The organism is Yokenella regensburgei (genome assembly GCF_003634235.1).
Classification (GTDB): Bacteria; Pseudomonadota; Gammaproteobacteria; order Enterobacterales; family Enterobacteriaceae; genus Yokenella; species Yokenella regensburgei.
In genome coordinates, this window is record NZ_RBIZ01000003.1 from 673,566 (window position 1) to 692,791 (window position 19,226).

Genomic DNA, 19,226 nt, shown 5'->3' on the forward strand with positions numbered 1-19,226 from the left:
CTCCTTAAAAAGTGCGTACGGATCCCGCCCGCGTAATGCCAGGCAGATCGGTTGAATAGGGTGGTTAGTGCTGCGCTACTTCCTGCGCCTGGGTTTCGCCGTTACGGAATATGCCGTCAACTGGCCAGCATTCAGCTGCTACTTTCTGATCGTATGCAGCTTGGCTACATTCCTGTTGGCTGTCGTAAACGCCAAGGATGACGTCCTGATATTCACCGTTGGTCATTGCTACGGTCAGGACAAGTGCGAATAGTGTGCCCATCAGTGAAGCTCTCCACGTTTTGCTTTCCAGTACATATCGATCGCCTGCTGCATCATTTTTCCGTCGCAGAGAAAGATGGCGATGGTGAGCTTGCTGTGTGCAACATTAATCCAGTATCTATTGCTCATTTACCCTCCCGGACTTTCCCGGCTGTCAGAACGTTTCATTGCATCCGGCGCATTTGCCGTAATAGGGCGGTGGATGGCCGCCCGGTTCATAACTTGAGCCACTCGAAAATGACTCCAGGTATGAAAAAAGCCGCTATTTACGCGGCTCATTTCTGTTTTGCTTTTTGCTTGCCAGCCCATTGTTTGGCGATGTACAGGCAATCGTCGAATATTCGGCCTTTACGGCTTGCCTGAGAGCATCTGCGGTAGTGATCCACCGCCATATCAGCACCAGTCATTGCGGCGTTCTGGTCATAACCGAGCTTTACCAGTTCCGCCGTTATGTTTTTATGAATAAATTCCTGCGGGCTCATACAGGGAGCCCCTCTGAGAATTCACCAAGATCTGGGATGCTGAACTGTGTTAACTGAAGCGCGAGGAGAGTCGCTTCCTTAACGCGCTTTTTGTCTTTTTTACGCTGGGCGAGCAGTCCGCTGCCTTTTTGCCCGCGATGTTTGAAAGACAACTCGTCGAATGACGCGATCTGATCGTGAATCTGCTGCCCGGTCAGTTTGGCAAGGCCTGAGACATTTAACGGGGCAATCTGAATACCAGATTCTTTTTCTACCAGGTCGAGCATCCAGATACGCAGGTCTTTGGCTACTTTGGTACGGGATACCATGCCGATAAGGTGCGCACCTCGTGGGGAGAAAATACGCATCTCAACTTCACGTAAGCTATTGTTTATCCCATCCTTCCTCACTTTGGTCACGGTCGTCATACTATCCGTGAACTCATCTTTGTGGCGGTTGTAGATGTTGGAAACCTTATTGGCGTTTGCATAACCAAGAAGGTCGGCCAGCGCTTCTGTCGTGAACCAGATTTTCCCGTCGCCGTTATCAAATGGCACGACAGTGCGATCCTGAAACGTTAACTCGCTTCCCATATTCACCTCTCTTTGTTTACCGTCAGCCCCTCGCAAAGAGCTGCTGGTAAATCTGCCCCGATGTTCAGGGCGACTGAGCAACAAACCATTCCGGTGCGGCGTCCTCTTCGTGTGCTATACCCGCCACGCGTTACACACCTGCCTCAATCCCATTGGGCGCCATTTCAATTTGCCAGGAGCGCTCCGGGTGATTTGTTGCTTATCTGAATTTTTAATGAGCAGCCTGACTTGCGTCTGGCGCGGCTTAACTCTGGTGGCCGCATCGCTGTGTTGTTGCGATGGGTAGATAATGTACTAATAGTTCATTAGTGTAAAGTACCAAAAGTACATTTTATGTGAATACAAAGTTCACATGCGATTATGTTTATGAACTTTAAGGAGAAATAATTTTGGTTTTTTTGTTAGTGGGTAGCTTATTCGCAGGTGAGGATTGGATATTTTAGAGGTTCGTCACATCTACAAGTCTTGTGATCCTGTTGTATGTTGCGAAAAGTCCGCCTTCTGGCTCCACAACTGATAGTTCGGCATACCGAAGGAAATCGGTTTTGATAACAGACATCAACACCTCTCCAGTATCGATGTTTATAACCTCAATCCGGTTTGCATAAAAGTCATCTTTGTTTTTGCTTCCGGAAAAAGATAGGGCTATGTAGCAGCCAAATTCAGATATGGCCGAACTAATGAGGTGGGTAGATGTTTCTATCTTGAATAACTCTTTTCCGGCGTTGTCCATGGCTATGACTGCTGCCATGTTATTGTCTTTACCGGTGTGGACAGAAAATAAAAAACGCCCGTTTACAGCTATGCATTGAGGTTTCGGAGAGTGCTTCTCACCAAGCTTAACCATAAACATGAATTTTTCATTCTTCAGAACTACCAGCGTATCATCCCTGAGCCTGCTTTCATCACGTTTAAAGGCTCCTAACTGCCACCGTTTATCGTGGCTTAATTTGCACGTGATAAGGTGCTCTCCAAGCTCGTATAAAACGCTTCCATCACTCAGATCTGCAACCCTATTAGCTTCCATGCTTAATTCCCTCAGCTATGAAATCTGTATGCTCTGGACTGGCTTACCAGGACCTTTGCGCAGATACGGAGAGATGAAAAATCACCATCTTCTATGTACCAAGTCTCATATTTTTTATTGTCTGAGATCACAGCTAATTTTTTGTGCTGTTTCTGGAGGCGTTTTATATAGAGATCATTGTCCAGAACGAAAATATATATACCGTCACCGTCAAAACAGTCGATGCTGACGTCGACGAATATCTGGTCGCGCGGCTCGAACGTTCCTGACATCGAATCGCCGTTAACAGCAATCATTTTTATATGGTCAGCAGGGCGCCCGCCAAAAACAGCTCGAGCCTCTTCAGTGGAGTACTCAATGGATCTGATAGTTTCGATAAATTCATCGCGCACGAGAACTCCCTGCCCAGCACTAGCCTGAATATCAAATACGTCTACCCGGTAAGAATCATCCCTCATCATCAAATGACCTTCAGATATTCCATCTGCCGCACTATCGCCCAATAGGTAAGACGAGGACGTACCAATTATAGCCGCCAACTCCTGCAGCTTCCCACGTCTTGGTATAGCTTCCCCATTGAACCACTTGCTTACTGCTTTAGGCGTCAGCTTCATACGCTTAGCTATTTCAGTCTGACGACCATGTGCAGGTAAACCAGCTTTATCACAGGCCAGCGCTAGCCGTTGGGAAAACTCATTACGCGCTTTTTCTTCTTGAACCATGGGTTCAATCATAATATCACTTGCGTGAACTATCAGTTCCGACATAATATGTACTTACAGTTCAATTTGAGGGTTAACAAATGCAACCTAAAAACCTTGGCGACATCATCAAGCAAATCCGTGTACCGGTGGTGGCGAAGGCTTGTGGGCGTACTCCACGCGCTATTTATAAGTGGATTAACAGCGGTTGCCTGCCGCGTACCGATTACACCGGTGAAACAGGCTATGCGTCAAAAATCGCAGCCGCATCTGGTGGTCAATTTACCGAGAACCAGATCCTTGAAATCAGTAAACCAAAAGCCGCTTAACGGCGGCCAAAACCACGAAAGGGAATGCACATGCAATCACTTGCGTATCAACAGAGTACCGGAACACATAGCGGCGTGATGATAAATCGCGCTCAACCGGAACCAGACAATAAACACGACTTGATCCGCGCAGCTGTTCGCGCATGGTCAGCGGCTATCGACAATCAGGACGTGGTATCGGCGCTCATTATCGCTGAGTACAGGGAGCAGGGTGGCACGGAGATCGACTTCCCAGAAGACATCAGCCGGGCCCGTCAAAAGCTTTTTCGCTTTCTGGACAACCGGTTTGACTCCGACCAGTACCGCGAGAATGTGCGCGAACTGACTCCGGCAATCATGGCAGTTCTCCCTCTCGAGTATCGCGGGCGCCTGGTACCTCATAACGACACCATGTCGCTTATCGCTGATGCCATCAAAGAGTGCGGAGAAGCCAAACAGGCTGTGCTCCTGAACGCTCCAGAGCATCAGAAGCTGAAAGAGGTAAGTGAGGGTATAGCGTCACTGTTCCGCCTCATGCCGGAGCAGGTAGGGCCGTTAATGACGATGGTCACTTCGATGCTGGGGGTCATGTGAGAACTACAGAAATGGCGAAAGCCGCGGTGCTCGAACACCAACGGCTTTCAGGTGCAAAAACGAGAGTAGTTGCAGGAGGAATAATGGCAAAAAAACAACGCTATTTCCATACCGCTGTACATAAAAACATTACCCGTGATCGTTTTGTCCGTTCTGTTAACCCGGAAGTGGCCGAAAAGATGCGCGCCATCCTGGAAGAACTGAAACGCAAGGAGAGCGATCGTGGGTAATCTCGCAAAAGTAATACCTTTCAGACCGTCTATATCGGTCGTGGAGCGTCAGGTGGCAGATATCGATGATGGGTATACCCGCGTCGCTAACGAGCTGCTGGAAGCGGTTATGGCTGCTGATTTAACGGCTCGCCAGCTGAAGGTCGTTCTGGCGGTGATTCGCAAAACTTACGGGTTCGGGAAAAAGTTTGACCGCATTACCAATACCCAGATTGCAGCAATGACCGGCATTCACCACACGCATGTCTGCAAGGCAAAAAACGAGATGATTGCAATGAACATCATCGTTACTAATGGCCTGGCGATCGGGGTTAACAAGGTTATTTCTGACTGGAATTTCAACATTAGCCAACATGGCAAAACATTAGCCGAAATGGCTAAAGAAACATTAGCCAACTCAGCTAATACCCATAAGCCAACTCAGCTAAACACAAAAGAAACTATTCAAAAGAAAGAAAGAAAAGATCCCCCTAAATCCCCCAAGGGGGAGTGTGGCTGGCAGGAAGAAAAAACTATTTCACAGAAAAAACCGGTAATCGACTATCAGGCTGTGTTGTTAGCATACAACTCCACCCTGGGAGACAGACTGCCGCAGGCAGAAGCCCTTAACGACAAACGTCGCCGTGGTATCAAACGACTTCTGTCTGAGTTGAAGGAGCCAACGGTAGAAGCTGTTGAGAACTATTTTTCAGCGTTCTCCCGCTCTGCAAAGCCGTTTTACTTCGGTGACAACGATACAGGCTGGCGTGCGAGTTTTGACTACCTGCTACGTTCCGACACGCTGGTTAAAACACGGGAGGGTTCACTGTGAGTACTGAATTCCTGACCGTACCTAACAACCTCGAGGCAGAGCAGAGTGTCTTGGGTGGCATCATGCTGGACACCGGCAGCGAACGTTGCCAGAAAGCCATTGCCATGCTGAAACCTGAGTCGTTCTACCTGAGAGCGCACCAGGTGATTTTTGCCGAGATGCGCGAGCTGGTGGCAAAACAGCGCCCGGTTGACCTGATCACCCTGGTTGAATCGCTCGAAGCGAAGTCATTGGGTGAGCTTGCCGGCGGCTTCGCCTACATGGCAGAGATGTCAAAGAACACTCCAAGTGCGGCGAATATCGTTCACTACGCCATGGTTGTTCGCGAGAAAGCTATGGAACGTTACGGCATCGACATGACCACTAAGGCCACTGAACTGCTGTATGCCCGAAACGGCATGACGACTGCTGAGAAGTTTGAGGCCATCCAGAGCCTGTTTACCGAGATCAGCGATTACGCACGCACTGGAAGAAAGACCGGTCTGCGATCATTTGATGACGCGGTATCTGACTGGGCTGATGAGTTTGATGAACGCATGAAGCCGAATGGCAGGGCGCGCGGTCTGTCTACTGGCCTTCCGTCACTTGATGATCTGCTTGGCGTAAAACGCATCGTTCGCGGAAGCCTGTTTGTTATCGGCGCCCGCCCAAAGATGGGTAAAACCACACTGTACACGCAGATGGCCGTGAACTGCGCTACTGAAGAAAACGAGCCAGCTCTAATGTTTTCTCTGGAAATGCCAGAAGGGCAGATGGTTGAGAAGATCACGGCTCAGAAAAGCAGGCTGACACCGAACCTGTTCTACCCGGATATGACCAAAGAAGATTTTGGTTACCGCGGCGACTGGGATAGTGACATCCAGAAAGCGACTGGCGTGATGAGCGCGCTGATCGACACCAATAACCTGATGATTGACGACACCCCCGGCATTGGACTGGCTCACATTGTTTCAGAGTCACGCCGCATTAAGCGTGAGCGCGGAAAGGTTGGCATGGTGCTGGTCGACTACCTGACGCTGATGACTGCCGATAAAGCCGAGCGCAACGACCTGGCGTACGGTTTGATCACCAAAGGGCTCAAGATGTTGGCCAAGGAGCTGGATTGCGTTGTCGTGCTGCTGACTCAGCTTAACCGCGACCTGGAGAAACGTACCAACAAACGCCCACTCCCGAGCGATTCCCGCGATACCGGGCAGATCGAGCAGGACTGCGACTACTGGCTGGCCATCTATCGCGAAGGTGCATATGACGAGACGGCTAACCAAAGTGAAACAGAACTGCTCCTGCGCCTTAACCGACACGGTGAAACCGGTGTTGTCTTCTGCGAACAGCGGCACGGCTCAATCTATGACTGCGATCAGGAAGCTGCCAGTCAGCGCCGTCGCGACAAAGAAGCGAAACCTACACAGCGAGGTGGATTTTGATGGACAGCTTAAAACAACGCATCGTTGATTACGTAAAATCATGCGGTAGGCATGTTACACGCATTAGCCGCACAGCTTCGCCGGGAGGCCGCACAATGAGCAACATCGACAAACAGGCTCTGCGTGAAGCGGCGGAGAAGGCGGGCGGCGACAAATGGCAAGCAAAGAAAATAAGTGGTGATTTCTACGTAATCCGTAGTGGTAGCCATAAAAAACAGCTCGGCATCACTTCGTATCAGCCAATAGCAGAAATTGATCACAAGCCAGTCAGGGATTTCGTTGCTTCTGCCAACCCAGAAGCCGTGCTGGCGCTGCTGGATGAGTTGGAAGCCGCAGAGAAGCTCATCGCCGAACAGCGAACCGCTATAGAGAAGCTGGAGACCATGACAGACAACGCGCATGACGCTCTGAGTGCTGTTCTGGACAGTGGTGATGTAATGAATCTGCACGTAATTGACATGCTCAAGCGTGGCCTAAATAACCAATCTCAGCGCGCCGCCATGCTTAAAGGGAGTGATTGAGATGGCTAAGCTGACCAAAGAAGAAAAAGCCTGGGTTAAAAAACTCAACGCATTATTGGCTAATTGCCCCAGCAATCGCATAGCGTTCGCCACTATCGGTGATTGCGATGTGACGCTATTCGATGTCGCCCGGTACAACGATATTTGTGATGAGGTTGATACTAACGGTAGTGAATTCATTCCCGCAGCGGAACGGATTGGTGCGGCATTCCCGGAAGTATTGAGCTTCCCTAATCAAGTCGAAAGCACAGCAGGATGAGGGCTAACCCATGACCACATTCACCAAAGAGCAGTTAATACAGCACATTGCTCGCCATAGCGACCAGATTCAACGAGAGATAAAGGCAACCCCGAAAGGGGATAACAGTTACAACGAAAAGATTTTGGCTGTTAACGAAATCGCATTGGCGGCGCTAACGAAAACATGCGGTCACATCAATGTTGACTGTGATGATGGTGAAATGCGCTGCTTAGACTGCGGCAAAACGTGGGAGGTTTAATAATGCAATTCACCAAAGAGCAGCTAATAGCGCAGGCTGAGGGTAACATCACGATTATGCGCGGGTGCTTGGCGCACATAAGGGATGGGTTTGAGCGCAATGATATCGCGGCTGATTTGCGCCTGGCTGAAATCGCGCTGGCTGCCATGCAGCAGGAGCAGCTGTATCAGGTTCTTAACTCCGGTGGCTGGCGAGATGTGAAGGGGGATATTTTCGAGGCATTAAAAGCGGAGGGACTTAATACTCGCATCCTCTACACCGCCCCGCCAGTGCCGGTAATGCCTGATGAAATAACTTTTGAGAAAATCGCGGAAATTACAGCATCGCAGGGCTATGAATATTCAATAAACGAATGCATTTGTGCAGCCTCATGGTGGAACGCCTGCCGCGCGGCCATGCTTCAGGGTAAAGCCGAACATGTAAGTAATCGTGATGAGTTGAACTCTCCGGTGGTTCCGGATGGATGGATAAGCTGTAGCGAGAGGATGCCAGAAGAGGATGGAAATTATTGGGGATGGTGGAGTGAATGCAAGCGGCAGGGGCCTGTGTGGTTTACAAAGTCAGACTCTTACTCTTATTTCCAGAGCAGCGAAATAACCCACTGGATGCCACTGCCAGCAGCACCGAGACAGGAGGTGTAAAGCTATACTCATCTTTTACATTTCGTGCGCATCTTAACCAAATATTTGAGGGTATAATCCTGTCGTCAAATAAAAAAAAGGCGACAGGATTATGGTTAAGGTATTGGTTTATGGTGGTGGCCATAACGGCATTGTTCGTGAAGTTGAGTCCGCAAGTTCACCCGTAAGAATCACCCGTGGCGACTGGATTCGGGATCGCGATGCTCATCATGTAGGCGGGAAGGTAGATCCAGTGAACTACGATGAAGAGTTCTCTGTGCGTGAGTTTGAATATGCTGAAGGCCAGATTTATTTTATCGCCGAGCATGGCGTAACCATTCCAGATGAAGAGATCAGGAAGCGTATTGACGTGATGCGCAGCTTAAAGTCTCTGCCATGAGTGAATTCAATATTGCAGCCAAAAGCCAAGAGGAACGCGACAAGGTTAACGTTGACCTCTCAGCATCTGGAGCGATGCGCAAAGAACGCTGAAGTTTTATCATGAGAAGTCGATAACTCTACCGAAAGGTAGCTATCCGGTTTAATTAAAGAAAGGAAGAAGTAAAATGAGCAGACCTTCCAGATGCCCTGACTGTGGTTCAAGCAGCGTGTATAAAGAACGAATTAATGGTGCGCAGACAGGTGACTGGGTTTGTGCTGATTGTGGTAAGGAAGGGCAGTTAAATGGCGTTCCAATTGGAACTGTATTGCCCGAACATACACAGGGCGAAGAAAAAACTGAGTGAATTGATTTTCCATAATCAACCCGCCATAATTATGTAACCGGAGCCTGAACAACTCCGGTAATGCATCCGGCGCCAAGTGGGGACACTATGGCGCAAAGACATCTCAACAATCACCTGTCACTGACGTCACCCGGCGCCAGCGATTTCTTGTATCCAGCGCTTTATCTCTCCGGAGGTGAAGCGTGAACCTTCCTCAAGACGGTATCAAACTCCATCGCGGTAACTTCGCTGCCATCGGCCAGCAGATTCAGCCATTGCTAGATGATGGCCAGTGCTTCCGACTGGTGGTAAAGCCATGGCGCGAGAAGCGCAGCCTGTCGCAGAACTCGCTCAGCCACATGTGGTACGGCGAAATCAGCGAATACCTTATTGCCCGCGGAAAAGCATTCGCTACCCCTGAGTGGGCGAAAGATGCGATGAAACACACCTATCTCGGTTACGAAAGCAAAGACATGGTGGACGTCGTTACCGGAGAGGTCACCACCGTACAATCCCTCCGCCATACCTCCGATCTGGAAACAGGCGACATGTTCATTTTCCTGTGCAAAGTCGAAGCCTGGGCGATGAATATCGGCTGCCACCTCACCATTCCGCAGAGTTGCGAGTATCAGCTGCTGCGCGAAAAACAGGAGGCTTAATGGCTAACCTCATTAATCGCGTCATGAACGGTCACATCTACAAGGTCCCGGCACGCCGCCAACGCAAGCCGGAGCCAAACCCTTCAGATATCCCAACACTTCTCGGCTACACCGCCGGGCTCGTCGATAAGAAATGGCTGCGTCTCGCGGCACGGAGGAAACGTGGCTAAATTACCGCGCCGTAAGTGCAAGGTGTGCCGGGAATGGTTTCACCCGGCTTACAGCAATGTCGTCTGGTGCTGCCCGGAGCATGGCGCCATTTACGCGATTGAGTTACGCACCAAAGAGAAGGTGAAGGCAGCAGCCAAGCGTATCAAGGAGCAGAAAGAGGCCGAGAAGGCAGGCCGACAGCAGCGTGCTGCACGTCGCAATGAACTGAAGCCGATCCGTCACTGGGTGCAGATGACTCAACGCGCTTTCAATGACTGGCGGCGTGAGATGCTCCTGGCTGCCGGACATGGCTGCATCTCCTGCGGAACCAAGACTGCTTTTGCCTGGCATGCCGGGCATTACCGCACCACGGCCGCCGCGCCACAGCTTCGCTTTAACCCGGACAATATCTGGCTCCAGTGCTCCGCCTGCAACGTTCACAAATCCGGGAACATCGAGGCTTACCGCGCCGCCCTTGTCGAGCTTATCGGCGAAGAGCGCGTACTGACGCTGGAATCCAACAACGAAACCCACCGATACACCCGTGAAGAACTGGATGACATCCGTGCCAAGGCCAGGGCAGATCTTCGTGCATTGAAACAGCAGGAGGCAGCATGAAACCAGAACTTATTGAATCACTCCGTATGCACTGGCAACGCCTCCGCATTTACCGCCGTCCTGGTTCCGTAGTCACCGACTATCGGATCCTTCGTAACTTCGCCCGCATTTATCTCAAAGCAGGAGCCGCACAATGAACAATCAGCACCTCGAGTACGTACGTCAGCAGCTCATTGTGGCGACCGCAGATCTGAGCGGGGCGACGAAAGGGCAACTGGTAGCTTTCGCCGAGAACGCTCAATTCACCGCGACGGCGCGCAGCCGGGGGCGAAAGAAAATCACCGACCCGGTCACTGGCCGGAAAGTTAATCCTGACGGCCCGGCGATGAGCGGAAGCCAGTCACGGGCTAAAGGCTCATCCATCGCGCTGGTCAGCCCGGTAGAGTACGGCACCGCATCCTGGCGCCGCGCTGTACTTTCGCTGGAGGAGCAGCAGAAAGCGTGGCTCCTGTGGAACTACAGCGAGAATATCTGCTTTGAATACCAGGTAGCGATTACCCAATGGGCATGGGCAGAGTTCCGGGAGCAACTCGGCGCGAAGAAGGTCGCCGGCAAGACAATGGAGCGGCTGAAGAAACTTATCTGGCTGGCGGCCCAGGACGTGAACGCGGAGCTGGCCGGGAAGGATGTGTATCAACATCAGGACCTGGCAGCGCTGTGTGGCGTTAAACCGGACAACTGGTGCCATAACTACGCCGACTACTGGCGGGCAATGTGTGCCATCTTTAGGCGGCTTGATGGCGATTCTCTTCTTTGCACTGTGAGAACACGATCACAACAAAAGACGACTTTTTCGCAGCAGGGTATTGCAAAAGTCAATTAAATAGCATACATTTCATGTAAATCTGATATCGTCGCCATAGCTTCGTAGGTCGACAAAGAATTAAGAGCCTCGCCATCGTGCGGGGCTTTTTTATTTGAGCCGCTGTTTCATCAACGGCTCTCTGAATACATGAGTTAATTAACTCTCGCAACAGACACTGAAACCTCATATCCGAGAAGATATAAGGCTTGTTCCAGTGTCTCGACTTTGGATGCGTGACTAACGTCAAGCAGACGATCAATCTGCGGGCCTTTCTGGTTAAGCTTTCTTGCCAGATCTGCCTTGCGAGTCCCGGTGCTGATCATCGCATTGTGAAGCGCGGCTTTGAGGCATGTCAGAACGGGTAGGTGAAGAACAATCTCACCTTCCAGCGCTGTCGATGGCTCTGGAATTGGTATGCGTGAATCGATCAGATCGCCAATGAATGCTGTGATGCCGTCCCGCGCCTCCAGCTCGATGTCATCCTCTGTTAAAGCAACAGAGTGAAGATTGTTGAAATCACGATAAGCGATTTCGTATTGGCCCGTATCTTCATCGAAAGATACTGATGCAGGGTACTTAAACATAAATGCCTCTTTCCGGTTATGGTCTCAATGACCAGATTCAGTGTCGAAAAGGGTGGGGCCTAAAGCCCCAGATCCTTAATTATCGATTTTCTTGTTCCCTCTGGTATCTCCTTTGAGCCGTGGAAGGGGAAGATTGACATCCTTCCGTTGATTGTTGCTTTCCGGTGACTTCCGCCACCTCGGGCATTTTCAATCGTGACTCCTTGGGACTTTAACCAGCGAAGGAACTCGCTGTATTTCACTGAATCCTCCTGTTCGTTGATGATGGAATTATAATAACACACAAGATTCAAAACACAACAAAAATGTTGTGTTTGGTTCAATATATTTAGCGCCATCCATCCAGCAATCAATCTCACTCATAGATAACGTGCCTTGGCATGCGCTGGCGCTTTCCCAGAAAACACACAGCACCCGCAAACAACGCGAGGTGAAGAGCATGTATCGAATGGAAAAACTAACCACTGGTGCAGCCTATGGCGCTTCTGCCGGTAGCATCCTTAACGGCATGCTTAACGCCTACAGTCCTGAGCAGTGGAACGCCATTGGCGTACTCGTAGGTATTGTCATTGCCGTGCTGACATACCTGACCAATCTCTACTTCAAGATCCGCGAAGATAATCGCCGCAACCGGAGCCACCATGAACCCGACACTCAGGAATAAACTGGTGAGCGCGATTGTCGGTGGCTCAGGTGCAATTACCATCGCCGCCGTAATGCTGGGCAACGCTGATGGTCTGGAAGGCCGCCGGTACTACCCGTATCAGGATGTGGTGGGTGTGTGGACAGTGTGCGATGGCCATACCGGGAGCGATATCCGCCGTGGTCACCGCTATACCGACAAAGAATGCGACAGTCTGCTGAATGCAGATCTGCAAAAGGTGGCAAACGCCATCGACCCACTGATCAAGGTTCGTATCCCTGAGCCTACCCGCGCCGCGATTTACTCCTTCACTTACAACGTTGGCTCTGGTGCTTTCGCCAGCTCAACGCTGCTGAAGAAGCTGAATTCAGGTGATGTGCCTGGTGCCTGCAAAGAATTACAGCGCTGGACGTATGCTGGTGGAAAACAGTGGAAGGGGTTGATTACCCGGCGCGAGATTGAACGTGAAGTCTGCGAGTGGGGCCAGAAATGAGCCGCGTAACAGCAATTCTATGTGCTGTCGTTATCTGCCTTCTGGTTTCCATGGCCTGGGCGATTAACCACTACCGCAACAACTCCATCACCTACAAAGACCAGCGCGATAAAGCCACTGAGCAGCTCAGCCTCGCGAAAGCCACCATCAAAGACATGCAGACCCGCCAGCGTGATGTCGCTGATCTGGATGCCAAATACACGAAGGAACTTGCAGATGCGAATGCTGAGAATGCTGCTCTGCAGCGCAAGCTTGATAATGGTGGTCGGGTGCTCGTCAAAGGCCGATGTTCAGTGCCTGCCGCAACCGAAACCGCCAGCGCCTCCGGCATGGGCCATGATGCCACCATCGAGCTCTCTGACGTTGCTGGACGAAACGTTCTCAGTATCCGATCCGGAATCATCAGTGATCAGACGGCATTAAGAACGTTGCAGGAGTACATCATTACTCAGTGCTTAAAGTGACGCTTGCAATATTCGAACACTGATTTTGCAATAAACACAATTAATGCCCATATTAAATTTACTGTAATTGAAATGAGCATCTGCTCAAGCATAAAGCCTCCTTGATTATTTTGTTAGCTACAGGGGTGCACATTCATCACCCCGTTCCTGCTCACTAACCCTTAGTGAAGCTAATAGATATTCATTACAGGCATCTCAAAATACTTCCACGCGCTTCGCACGCGCATATAACCAACGTCGAACCGAACCCTTTGAAATGAGCCTTTGAGGAAGTCAGTTAGCGCTGGCGAGCCTCGACGGGCTGATTTCCTGTGCGGCAAAGGTTCATCTCAAAGAAAGGTACACGCTATGAATAATCCGTCAGTTATTCCGGCCTTCGACTTCCGCGAAATGGTGCAGGCCAAAAATGGAGGAGTCGTTACCACTTCCAGAAAAGTTGCTGAGTATTTCGGCAAGCGACACGGCGATGTGCTCAGAAAAATCGAGCAGGTTAAGGCCGATTGCTCGAGTGAGTTTAGTCAACGCAATTTTGCGTCGGCTAATTATATTGATGAGCAGGGTAAGGTTCGCCCGATGTACAGCCTGACAAAAGATGGTTGGATCATGGTTGTGATGGGGTTCACCGGGAGAGCTGCTGCAGCAATCAAAGAGAGCTATATCTCAGCATTCAACTGGATGGCCGAACAACTTAGCAGACGCATGGCGATGGGCGAAGAAATGCAGCACCGCTATGCTATTAAAGAAACGCGCTCAAAGCTGAAAGGCACAATTGGAAGTCGCTTGATGAACGAGCGGAAGAAGGAGAAGCGCGTTCTTGAGATCGAGCATGAGCACATCATGCAGGTAACACAGCCGGAATTACTTATTGGCTGATCGCGGCATTACAGAAGCTCTTCACTGAGGGGCTTCGATAATGTTTAACCGCTGGCGCGGATAAAACCGAAATAACCGCTGTAGCGGATAAAGAGGGTATCGATGTCAGTAACCTACCGAATCACCATTACCAAAAAATCCAAAGAGTCCTTCACTGGTGTGATGAATCGTAGCCAGCCTGAAATAATCAATGGGTTTGTTGCGCTCGCTGATGAGTCTGGTAAGTGGCGCTACTTCAGCCCGGACAGCATCGAAGATTTTCTATTTGAGCCGGTAGTCGAGAAGCCAGCAGAAGATAAGACGGAGTAACCCATGGTTAACGATGACGAGCGCAGGCCATACCCGCCAGTTAACTTCATCGCCTCCGACAATTGGCAGCCTTACACCAGGCTGATTCCCGCCAATGAGGTGCATGAGTGGATAAACCGACAAATCCTCAGCGATACCGGAAGCATCCATAACCCAGACCACGAGCACCTTTTAGAGGCGGATCTCTGCTTCATGTGGGCGTCTGACTCATTCGCGAAGAGAGGGCGTTACGTTCTCGGTCAGGCCGAGCAGGTAATGCTCCGCGCCAGTGGGTGGCAGAAGGCAAGAATGGAGCAGCAGATGCATGAATGGTTCGGGCGCATACCGAAGTTCATCATCACTCTAGCCGCTGATTACTGCTCGCAATGCAGCGACCTCGAGTTCTGCGCACTGGTAGAGCATGAGCTTTACCACATCTCCCAGGCCACCGATGATTTCGGCGCGCCTAAGTTCAACAAAGAGACCGGGCAGCCAGTGCTTACACTGCGCGGCCACGATGTCGAAGAATTCACTGGTGTCGTACGTCGATACGGTGCCAGCAAAGAAGTACAGGATCTCGTTGATGCGGCAAACAATCCGGCGGAGGTTGCTCATATCGATGTTGCCAGGGCGTGCGGGACTTGCATGCTGAGGCTGGCTTAAATTTGGAATGATTTGGAAGGATGGTGATTCATGGCTGCACTAAAACCAGAGGTGAAAGCCGCCATCGTTCAAATGCTTGCGTGCTATGACACTCTGTCAATTGTGGTCGACGCCATCCAAAAAGATTACGGGATAAAAGTCACTCCGCAGCAAGTCGAATCGCACGACCCTACGAAGGTCAGCGGCAAAGGTCTGGCTAAAAAATGGGTCGACCTTTTCAATGCCACCCGTGGTCGCTTCCTCAACGAGATATCCGACATCCCGATCGCCAATAAAGCCTATCGTCTGCGCGTCCTGCAGCGAATGTCTACGAATGCCGAGAATATGAAAAACATAGGCATGACCGCGCAGTTGCTGGAGCAGGCGGCGAAAGAGGTAGGTGAAGCGTACAGCAACAAACAGAAGGTCGAGCACACCAGCCCGGACGGCAGCATGTCACCGAGACCGACGACAATTCGCCTGGTAGGAGTTGACCCAGCAAATGGAAAGCCAAGTTGACCTCCAGATACCGGCTAAGTTAGTCCCTGTATTCGCGACAGAAGGCATCCGATATCGTGGTGCTCACGGTGGGCGAGGTTCCGCAAAGACGCGTACTTTCGCACTAATGACCGCCGTCAAAGCGTACCAGGCGGCAGAGGCTAATATCAGCGGCGTGATCCTCTGTGCCCGCGAATACATGAACTCGCTTGAAGAGTCCTCCATGGAGGAGGTAAAGCAGGCTATTCGCTCTGTCCCGTGGCTTGATGATTACTTCGACATTGGCGAGAAATACATCAGGACAAAGAACCGAAGGGTAAGTTATGTATTTTGTGGCCTTCGCCACAACCTCGACAGCATCAAATCCAAAGCGCGAATACTTGTAGCCTGGGTTGATGAAGCAGAATCGGTATCTGCCACTGCGTGGAAAAAGCTTCGCCCGACGGTTCGAGAAGAAGGATCAGAAATTTGGGTCACGTGGAACCCGGAGAAGGACGGCAGCGCTACCGATAAGCTTTTCAGAAAGAACCCGCCAAAAAGCTCGATGATTGTCGAGATGAATTATGTAGACAATCCATGGTTCCCTGCAGTTCTTGAGGAGGAAAGACAGGAAGACCTGGCAAACCTCGATTACGCCGACTATGCGTGGATCTGGGAAGGCGCTTACCTCGAAAACTCCGACAAGCAGGTACTTGCGAACAAATACGTCGTGCAGAGCTTCGAAGACGATCTCTGGCAGAAATCAGAACGCTTGCTGTTCGGTGCTGATTTCGGATTCGCGAAGGATCCAAGCACGCTTATCCGCATGTTCATTCTGGATAACAACCTCTACATCGAATACGAGGCCTACGGTAATGGCGTAGAGCTCGACGACATGTGGAAGTTCTACGCAGGGAAAACCGATGCCACGCCGAAGCAACTTGTCGACTGGAAGGTTACCGACGAGGCTAAATTCCCCGGCATCCCTGAAGCGCGTAAATGGCCTATCAAAGCCGACAACTCTCGACCTGAAACCATCAGCCATATCAAGGGGCAGGGCTTCAATATTTCTTCCGCCCAAAAGTGGCAAGGTAGCGTTGAGGACGGCATAACCTGCCTGCGTGGGTTTAAGAAGATCATCATCCATCCTCGCTGCAAAGAAACAGCGAAAGAGGCGCGGCTTTACTCGTACAAAACAGACCGTATCACTGGCGAAGTCCTACCGGTTATTGAAGACAAAAATAACCACTGCTGGGATGGAGTCCGCTACGGTCTGGACGGGTACATCAAGCACAAAGCGCAAGTCGGCGCAGTATTCTTCTAAGGAGCATCGCCAGTGAGCGAACAAGATAACGGCCTTCAACTGGCTGTGAACAACCTCGCCACTGAAATGAGGCGAAATAACTACCTGCAGACGCTAGGGCTGTCCGGCAATACAAAGCGCCCGACGCTTTATCAGGAATTCGGCTATCCGCGCACAATCACATTCTACGACTTCTACAACATGTACCGCCGCAACGCCGCCGGCTTCGCTGTGGTGCATCGCCTGCTTGATGGATGCTGGCAGGACTACCCGGTAATCGTGGATGGTGGCGAGGCGAATGAGTCTGAAGAGACGAATCCCTGGGAAAAGAAAGTCACCAAGTTCATGAAGAAGTGGTGGGCGAAGGTGAAAGACGCCGACCGCCGAAATATGGTGGGTCGCTATTCAGCGTTGCTTCTTCAGGTGAAGGATAATCGAGACTGGGACCAGGAAGTCGACACTGCTTTAGTTAAGCGTCTCGGCGAGTCAGCGCTGGTAAAACTTATCCCGGTGTGGGAGCCGCAGTTAACCGTCGCCGAATGGGATAACGATCGTCAGTCTGAAACGTTCGGCCAGCCGAAGATGTTCAACTTCAATGAGCAGCCGGTTGGCGATGAGCAATTTGTCGGTCCGATGCGCGGCGAACCGGTACACCCGAGCCGCGTGATTCTGTTCTGCGAGGGATCTGAGGACGATAACGTCCTTTCCGGAATCCCGCTACTTGAGGCTGGCTACAACAAAGGCCTCGACCTTGAGAAGGTATCCGGCGGTGGTGCTGAGGGCTTCCTGAAGAACGCCAGTCGTCAGATTGCGGTTGAGTTCAGCAAAGAGACCGACATGAACACGCTTGCAGACCAGGCCAAGAAGGCTGGTTATGCCGATCTCGGCGAGGCGATGGGCGATAAGGTCAACAAGCTGAATCGCGGTACCGACGCTGCAGCCGTCATGCAGGCTGGGCAAATGCACGTTCTGAGCGTGACACCCGGCGACCCTGCGCCAACCTGGACAGTTACGGCGAACGAGTTGGCAGCTTCTGTGCAAATCCCGTTCACCATCCTGTTCGGTCAGCAGACCGGGCGACTGGCGAGCGACGAGGATAAAACGGACTGGGCTATCCGACGAAACACGCGCCGCAATGGATTCCTGACAGACCGCATTGCCGCGCTGCTTGAGCGCTTCTGGACGCTTGGCATCATTGACCCACCGACCAAAGGCGAGGTCACTATTTCGTGGAGCGACCTGCTGGCGCCAGGCGAGAAAGAGAAAATCGAGAACGCCTCTAAGCTTGCCGACATCGTGCAGAAAACCACACCTTACTATGGTGGAGACGCCCCGTTTACCGCAAATGAGTTGCGCGAGATTGTTGGGCTTGACCCGCTGCCGGAGCCAAAAGAACCGCCGAACCCGGACGATAAGGTGACTACAGATGATCCACTGGCCGATGACACAAGAACAGACGGCAAAGGTGGGCCTGCCGATAGTTCCGCGCAGCAAGGTTGACCCGACGCGCTCAGCGAAGCAGGTCACCGCGATGTTCCGGGATATCGAGGATCGGTATCTCGGGATAAAGCGAGCGCTTAAGGCCCTGTTCGACCAGCGCATGACCGGGCGAGAGCGTGAGGTAAACAGCCATAACTGGCACTTCCTTTGCCACGACAACGGCGCGGATATGCGGCTATACCAGGTCAACGCCGGCAAGTTCATCTACGACATGTCGGTGCAGGAACTGGCTGACCTGCTCGAGACGGTGCAGTCGATTCTCGACGATTACCTGCTGGATGGTGGCGAGCAAAACCTCTGGGCGATGGATTACGTCGTTGCAGAGGCGCAGCGCGGCACGCTGGAGGCGTTTAACAACCTGTCGCAGCAGTCGCAGGTGTACGCCAGCCAGACTTCGTTGCAGCAGCTTTTAAACAGTCCTGGGTATCTGAATCAGATAGCGGCGGCCAGGCTGACGACATTTAGTGACTGGAAGGTTATCAGCGAAACCGCCCGCGGCGATCTGACCAACATCATCACTGATGCAGTGGCGCGCGGCGTTAATCCTCGCGAGACGGCCAGCGTCATTAGCAAGCGCCTCGATGTGTCGATGTCGAAGGCAAAGACCATCGCTCAGACTGAGCAGGTCGGCGCACTGCGCCAGGCACAGTGGAACGAAACTGACTGGGCAGCCGACAGACTTGGGCTGAACACCAGCCTGCTGTGGCTGTCTGCGCTCAAGCCAACGACGCGCACCTGGCATGCCAGCCGTCACGGCAAGGTCTACAACACCGAAGAGGTGAGGGACTTCTACGCCGAGAACGGAAACCGGTACAACTGCTACTGCAGCCAGATACCGGTGCTTCTCAACGACGACGGCAGCATTTTCAACGAAGGGCTGGCGGATAAGTTGGCGAAAGAGCGTAAACAATGGAGCACATCTGCCGATAATAAATCCTGACCATAAAAGGA

At 51.5% G+C, this 19,226-nt stretch carries 33 protein-coding genes and 1 pseudogene; 26 read left to right on the top strand and 8 right to left on the bottom strand.

Annotated elements, in window-relative coordinates; translation table 11 throughout:
• Positions 1-64: 64 nt before the first annotated feature.
• The 6 genes from C7387_RS03310 to C7387_RS03335 form a co-directional block, all read right to left on the bottom strand.
• Positions 65-262 carry a DUF1482 family protein gene (locus C7387_RS03310; protein WP_120816049.1) on the bottom strand — a complete coding sequence of 66 codons (198 nt, stop codon included), beginning with the start codon at positions 260-262 and terminating at the stop codon, positions 65-67.
• Complete coding sequence (locus C7387_RS03315; protein WP_006820554.1) at positions 262-390, bottom strand: host cell division inhibitory peptide Kil; 129 nt, start codon at positions 388-390, stop codon at positions 262-264. Before C7387_RS03315 ends, C7387_RS03310 begins: the two co-directional genes overlap by 1 nt.
• A gap of 146 nt (positions 391-536) precedes the next feature.
• A complete protein-coding gene (locus C7387_RS03320; protein ID WP_120816050.1) occupies positions 537-743 on the bottom strand; it encodes a hypothetical protein in 207 nt (68 codons plus the stop codon).
• Positions 740-1,315, bottom strand: coding sequence for a BRO-N domain-containing protein (locus C7387_RS03325; RefSeq protein ID WP_050597475.1), 576 nt, complete (start codon positions 1,313-1,315; stop codon positions 740-742). The genes C7387_RS03320 and C7387_RS03325 overlap by 4 nt, the downstream gene beginning before the upstream one ends.
• 439 nt (positions 1,316-1,754) lie before the next feature.
• On the bottom strand, positions 1,755-2,342 hold the full coding sequence (locus C7387_RS03330; protein ID WP_120816051.1) for a hypothetical protein: 588 nt from the start codon (positions 2,340-2,342) through the stop codon (positions 1,755-1,757).
• Between the two features lie 11 nt (positions 2,343-2,353).
• Positions 2,354-3,076 carry an XRE family transcriptional regulator gene (locus C7387_RS03335; protein WP_244922336.1) on the bottom strand — a complete coding sequence of 241 codons (723 nt, stop codon included), beginning with the start codon at positions 3,074-3,076 and terminating at the stop codon, positions 2,354-2,356.
• Between the two features lie 68 nt (positions 3,077-3,144).
• Between C7387_RS03335 and C7387_RS03340 the strand changes: the two genes are divergently transcribed.
• From C7387_RS03340 to C7387_RS03420, 16 genes and pseudogenes are all read left to right on the top strand, one after another.
• Complete coding sequence (locus C7387_RS03340; protein ID WP_033817243.1) at positions 3,145-3,372, top strand: hypothetical protein; 228 nt, start codon at positions 3,145-3,147, stop codon at positions 3,370-3,372.
• A gap of 30 nt (positions 3,373-3,402) precedes the next feature.
• Positions 3,403-3,945, top strand: coding sequence for a toxin YdaT domain-containing protein (locus tag C7387_RS03345; RefSeq protein WP_120816053.1), 543 nt, complete (start codon positions 3,403-3,405; stop codon positions 3,943-3,945).
• Positions 3,946-4,028: 83 nt separating this feature from the next.
• Positions 4,029-4,175: a hypothetical protein gene (locus C7387_RS22995; RefSeq protein ID WP_166791151.1), complete on the top strand. Its 147-nt coding sequence runs from the start codon at positions 4,029-4,031 to the stop codon at positions 4,173-4,175.
• A gap of 52 nt (positions 4,176-4,227) precedes the next feature.
• On the top strand, positions 4,228-4,986 hold the full coding sequence (locus C7387_RS03355; protein ID WP_244922337.1) for a replication protein: 759 nt from the start codon (positions 4,228-4,230) through the stop codon (positions 4,984-4,986).
• Positions 4,987-5,048: 62 nt separating this feature from the next.
• Positions 5,049-6,410 carry a DnaB-like helicase C-terminal domain-containing protein gene (locus C7387_RS03360; protein WP_420855512.1) on the top strand — a complete coding sequence of 454 codons (1,362 nt, stop codon included), beginning with the start codon at positions 5,049-5,051 and terminating at the stop codon, positions 6,408-6,410.
• A gap of 95 nt (positions 6,411-6,505) precedes the next feature.
• The gene (locus tag C7387_RS03365) at positions 6,506-6,931 is read left to right on the top strand and encodes an ead/Ea22-like family protein (protein WP_120816057.1); all 426 of its coding nucleotides are present in this window, start codon (positions 6,506-6,508) and stop codon (positions 6,929-6,931) included.
• Position 6,932: 1 nt separating this feature from the next.
• A complete protein-coding gene (locus tag C7387_RS03370) occupies positions 6,933-7,190 on the top strand; it encodes a hypothetical protein (RefSeq protein WP_120816058.1) in 258 nt (85 codons plus the stop codon).
• A gap of 10 nt (positions 7,191-7,200) precedes the next feature.
• Positions 7,201-7,431, top strand: coding sequence for a hypothetical protein (locus C7387_RS03375; protein ID WP_120816059.1), 231 nt, complete (start codon positions 7,201-7,203; stop codon positions 7,429-7,431).
• Positions 7,432-7,433: 2 nt separating this feature from the next.
• Positions 7,434-8,072, top strand: coding sequence for a DUF551 domain-containing protein (locus C7387_RS03380; RefSeq protein WP_120816060.1), 639 nt, complete (start codon positions 7,434-7,436; stop codon positions 8,070-8,072).
• Between the two features lie 91 nt (positions 8,073-8,163).
• The gene (locus tag C7387_RS03385) at positions 8,164-8,451 is read left to right on the top strand and encodes a hypothetical protein (protein WP_120816061.1); all 288 of its coding nucleotides are present in this window, start codon (positions 8,164-8,166) and stop codon (positions 8,449-8,451) included.
• Positions 8,448-8,540, top strand: a pseudogene (locus C7387_RS23330) (DNA polymerase III subunit theta); the annotation flags it as partial. The gene C7387_RS03385 and the pseudogene C7387_RS23330, both read left to right, overlap by 4 nt.
• A gap of 439 nt (positions 8,541-8,979) precedes the next feature.
• Positions 8,980-9,435, top strand: coding sequence for a YbcN family protein (locus C7387_RS03400; protein WP_120816063.1), 456 nt, complete (start codon positions 8,980-8,982; stop codon positions 9,433-9,435).
• Positions 9,435-9,605: a NinE family protein gene (locus C7387_RS03405; RefSeq protein ID WP_006820537.1), complete on the top strand. Its 171-nt coding sequence runs from the start codon at positions 9,435-9,437 to the stop codon at positions 9,603-9,605. Before C7387_RS03400 ends, C7387_RS03405 begins: the two co-directional genes overlap by 1 nt.
• On the top strand, positions 9,598-10,203 hold the full coding sequence (locus C7387_RS03410; protein WP_120816064.1) for a recombination protein NinG: 606 nt from the start codon (positions 9,598-9,600) through the stop codon (positions 10,201-10,203). Before C7387_RS03405 ends, C7387_RS03410 begins: the two co-directional genes overlap by 8 nt.
• Positions 10,200-10,340 (top strand): YlcG family protein, encoded by a 141-nt coding sequence (locus C7387_RS03415; RefSeq protein ID WP_120816065.1) that lies wholly within the window; start codon positions 10,200-10,202, stop codon positions 10,338-10,340. Before C7387_RS03410 ends, C7387_RS03415 begins: the two co-directional genes overlap by 4 nt.
• Positions 10,337-11,026 carry a bacteriophage antitermination protein Q gene (locus C7387_RS03420; RefSeq protein WP_120816066.1) on the top strand — a complete coding sequence of 230 codons (690 nt, stop codon included), beginning with the start codon at positions 10,337-10,339 and terminating at the stop codon, positions 11,024-11,026. The genes C7387_RS03415 and C7387_RS03420 overlap by 4 nt, the downstream gene beginning before the upstream one ends.
• Before the next feature lie 134 nt (positions 11,027-11,160).
• Here the strand turns inward: C7387_RS03420 and C7387_RS03425 are convergent, their stop codons facing one another.
• Entirely contained in the window at positions 11,161-11,592 is a 432-nt protein-coding gene (locus C7387_RS03425) for a type II toxin-antitoxin system HicB family antitoxin (protein ID WP_120816067.1), read from the bottom strand.
• Between the two features lie 59 nt (positions 11,593-11,651).
• The gene (locus tag C7387_RS03430) at positions 11,652-11,930 is read right to left on the bottom strand and encodes a type II toxin-antitoxin system HicA family toxin (protein ID WP_420855513.1); all 279 of its coding nucleotides are present in this window, start codon (positions 11,928-11,930) and stop codon (positions 11,652-11,654) included.
• 101 nt (positions 11,931-12,031) lie between these two features.
• Here C7387_RS03430 and C7387_RS03435 point away from each other — a divergent pair, with 101 nt between their 5' ends.
• The 10 genes from C7387_RS03435 to C7387_RS03480 all read left to right on the top strand — a co-directional run bounded on the left by C7387_RS03435 (position 12,032) and on the right by C7387_RS03480 (position 19,215).
• The gene (locus C7387_RS03435) at positions 12,032-12,256 is read left to right on the top strand and encodes a class II holin family protein (protein WP_120816068.1); all 225 of its coding nucleotides are present in this window, start codon (positions 12,032-12,034) and stop codon (positions 12,254-12,256) included.
• Complete coding sequence (locus C7387_RS03440; RefSeq protein ID WP_120816069.1) at positions 12,234-12,728, top strand: lysozyme; 495 nt, start codon at positions 12,234-12,236, stop codon at positions 12,726-12,728. The genes C7387_RS03435 and C7387_RS03440 overlap by 23 nt, the downstream gene beginning before the upstream one ends.
• Positions 12,725-13,192, top strand: coding sequence for a lysis protein (locus tag C7387_RS03445; protein ID WP_120816070.1), 468 nt, complete (start codon positions 12,725-12,727; stop codon positions 13,190-13,192). The genes C7387_RS03440 and C7387_RS03445 overlap by 4 nt, the downstream gene beginning before the upstream one ends.
• A 348-nt stretch (positions 13,193-13,540) precedes the next feature.
• Positions 13,541-14,065, top strand: coding sequence for a Rha family transcriptional regulator (locus C7387_RS03450; protein ID WP_120816071.1), 525 nt, complete (start codon positions 13,541-13,543; stop codon positions 14,063-14,065).
• A gap of 102 nt (positions 14,066-14,167) precedes the next feature.
• Positions 14,168-14,374, top strand: a complete 207-nt coding sequence (locus C7387_RS03455; RefSeq protein WP_120816072.1) for a hypothetical protein — start codon at positions 14,168-14,170, stop codon at positions 14,372-14,374.
• Between the two features lie 3 nt (positions 14,375-14,377).
• Complete coding sequence (locus C7387_RS03460; RefSeq protein ID WP_120816073.1) at positions 14,378-15,016, top strand: putative metallopeptidase; 639 nt, start codon at positions 14,378-14,380, stop codon at positions 15,014-15,016.
• Between the two features lie 30 nt (positions 15,017-15,046).
• Positions 15,047-15,514 carry a DUF2280 domain-containing protein gene (locus C7387_RS03465; RefSeq protein WP_120816074.1) on the top strand — a complete coding sequence of 156 codons (468 nt, stop codon included), beginning with the start codon at positions 15,047-15,049 and terminating at the stop codon, positions 15,512-15,514.
• Positions 15,498-16,796, top strand: a complete 1,299-nt coding sequence (locus tag C7387_RS03470; RefSeq protein WP_120816075.1) for a PBSX family phage terminase large subunit — start codon at positions 15,498-15,500, stop codon at positions 16,794-16,796. The genes C7387_RS03465 and C7387_RS03470 overlap by 17 nt, the downstream gene beginning before the upstream one ends.
• Positions 16,797-16,808: 12 nt before the next feature.
• Entirely contained in the window at positions 16,809-18,275 is a 1,467-nt protein-coding gene (locus C7387_RS03475; RefSeq protein WP_120816076.1) for a DUF1073 domain-containing protein, read from the top strand.
• Positions 18,202-19,215: a phage minor head protein gene (locus tag C7387_RS03480; RefSeq protein WP_120816077.1), complete on the top strand. Its 1,014-nt coding sequence runs from the start codon at positions 18,202-18,204 to the stop codon at positions 19,213-19,215. Before C7387_RS03475 ends, C7387_RS03480 begins: the two co-directional genes overlap by 74 nt.
• Positions 19,216-19,226 lie beyond the last annotated feature (11 nt).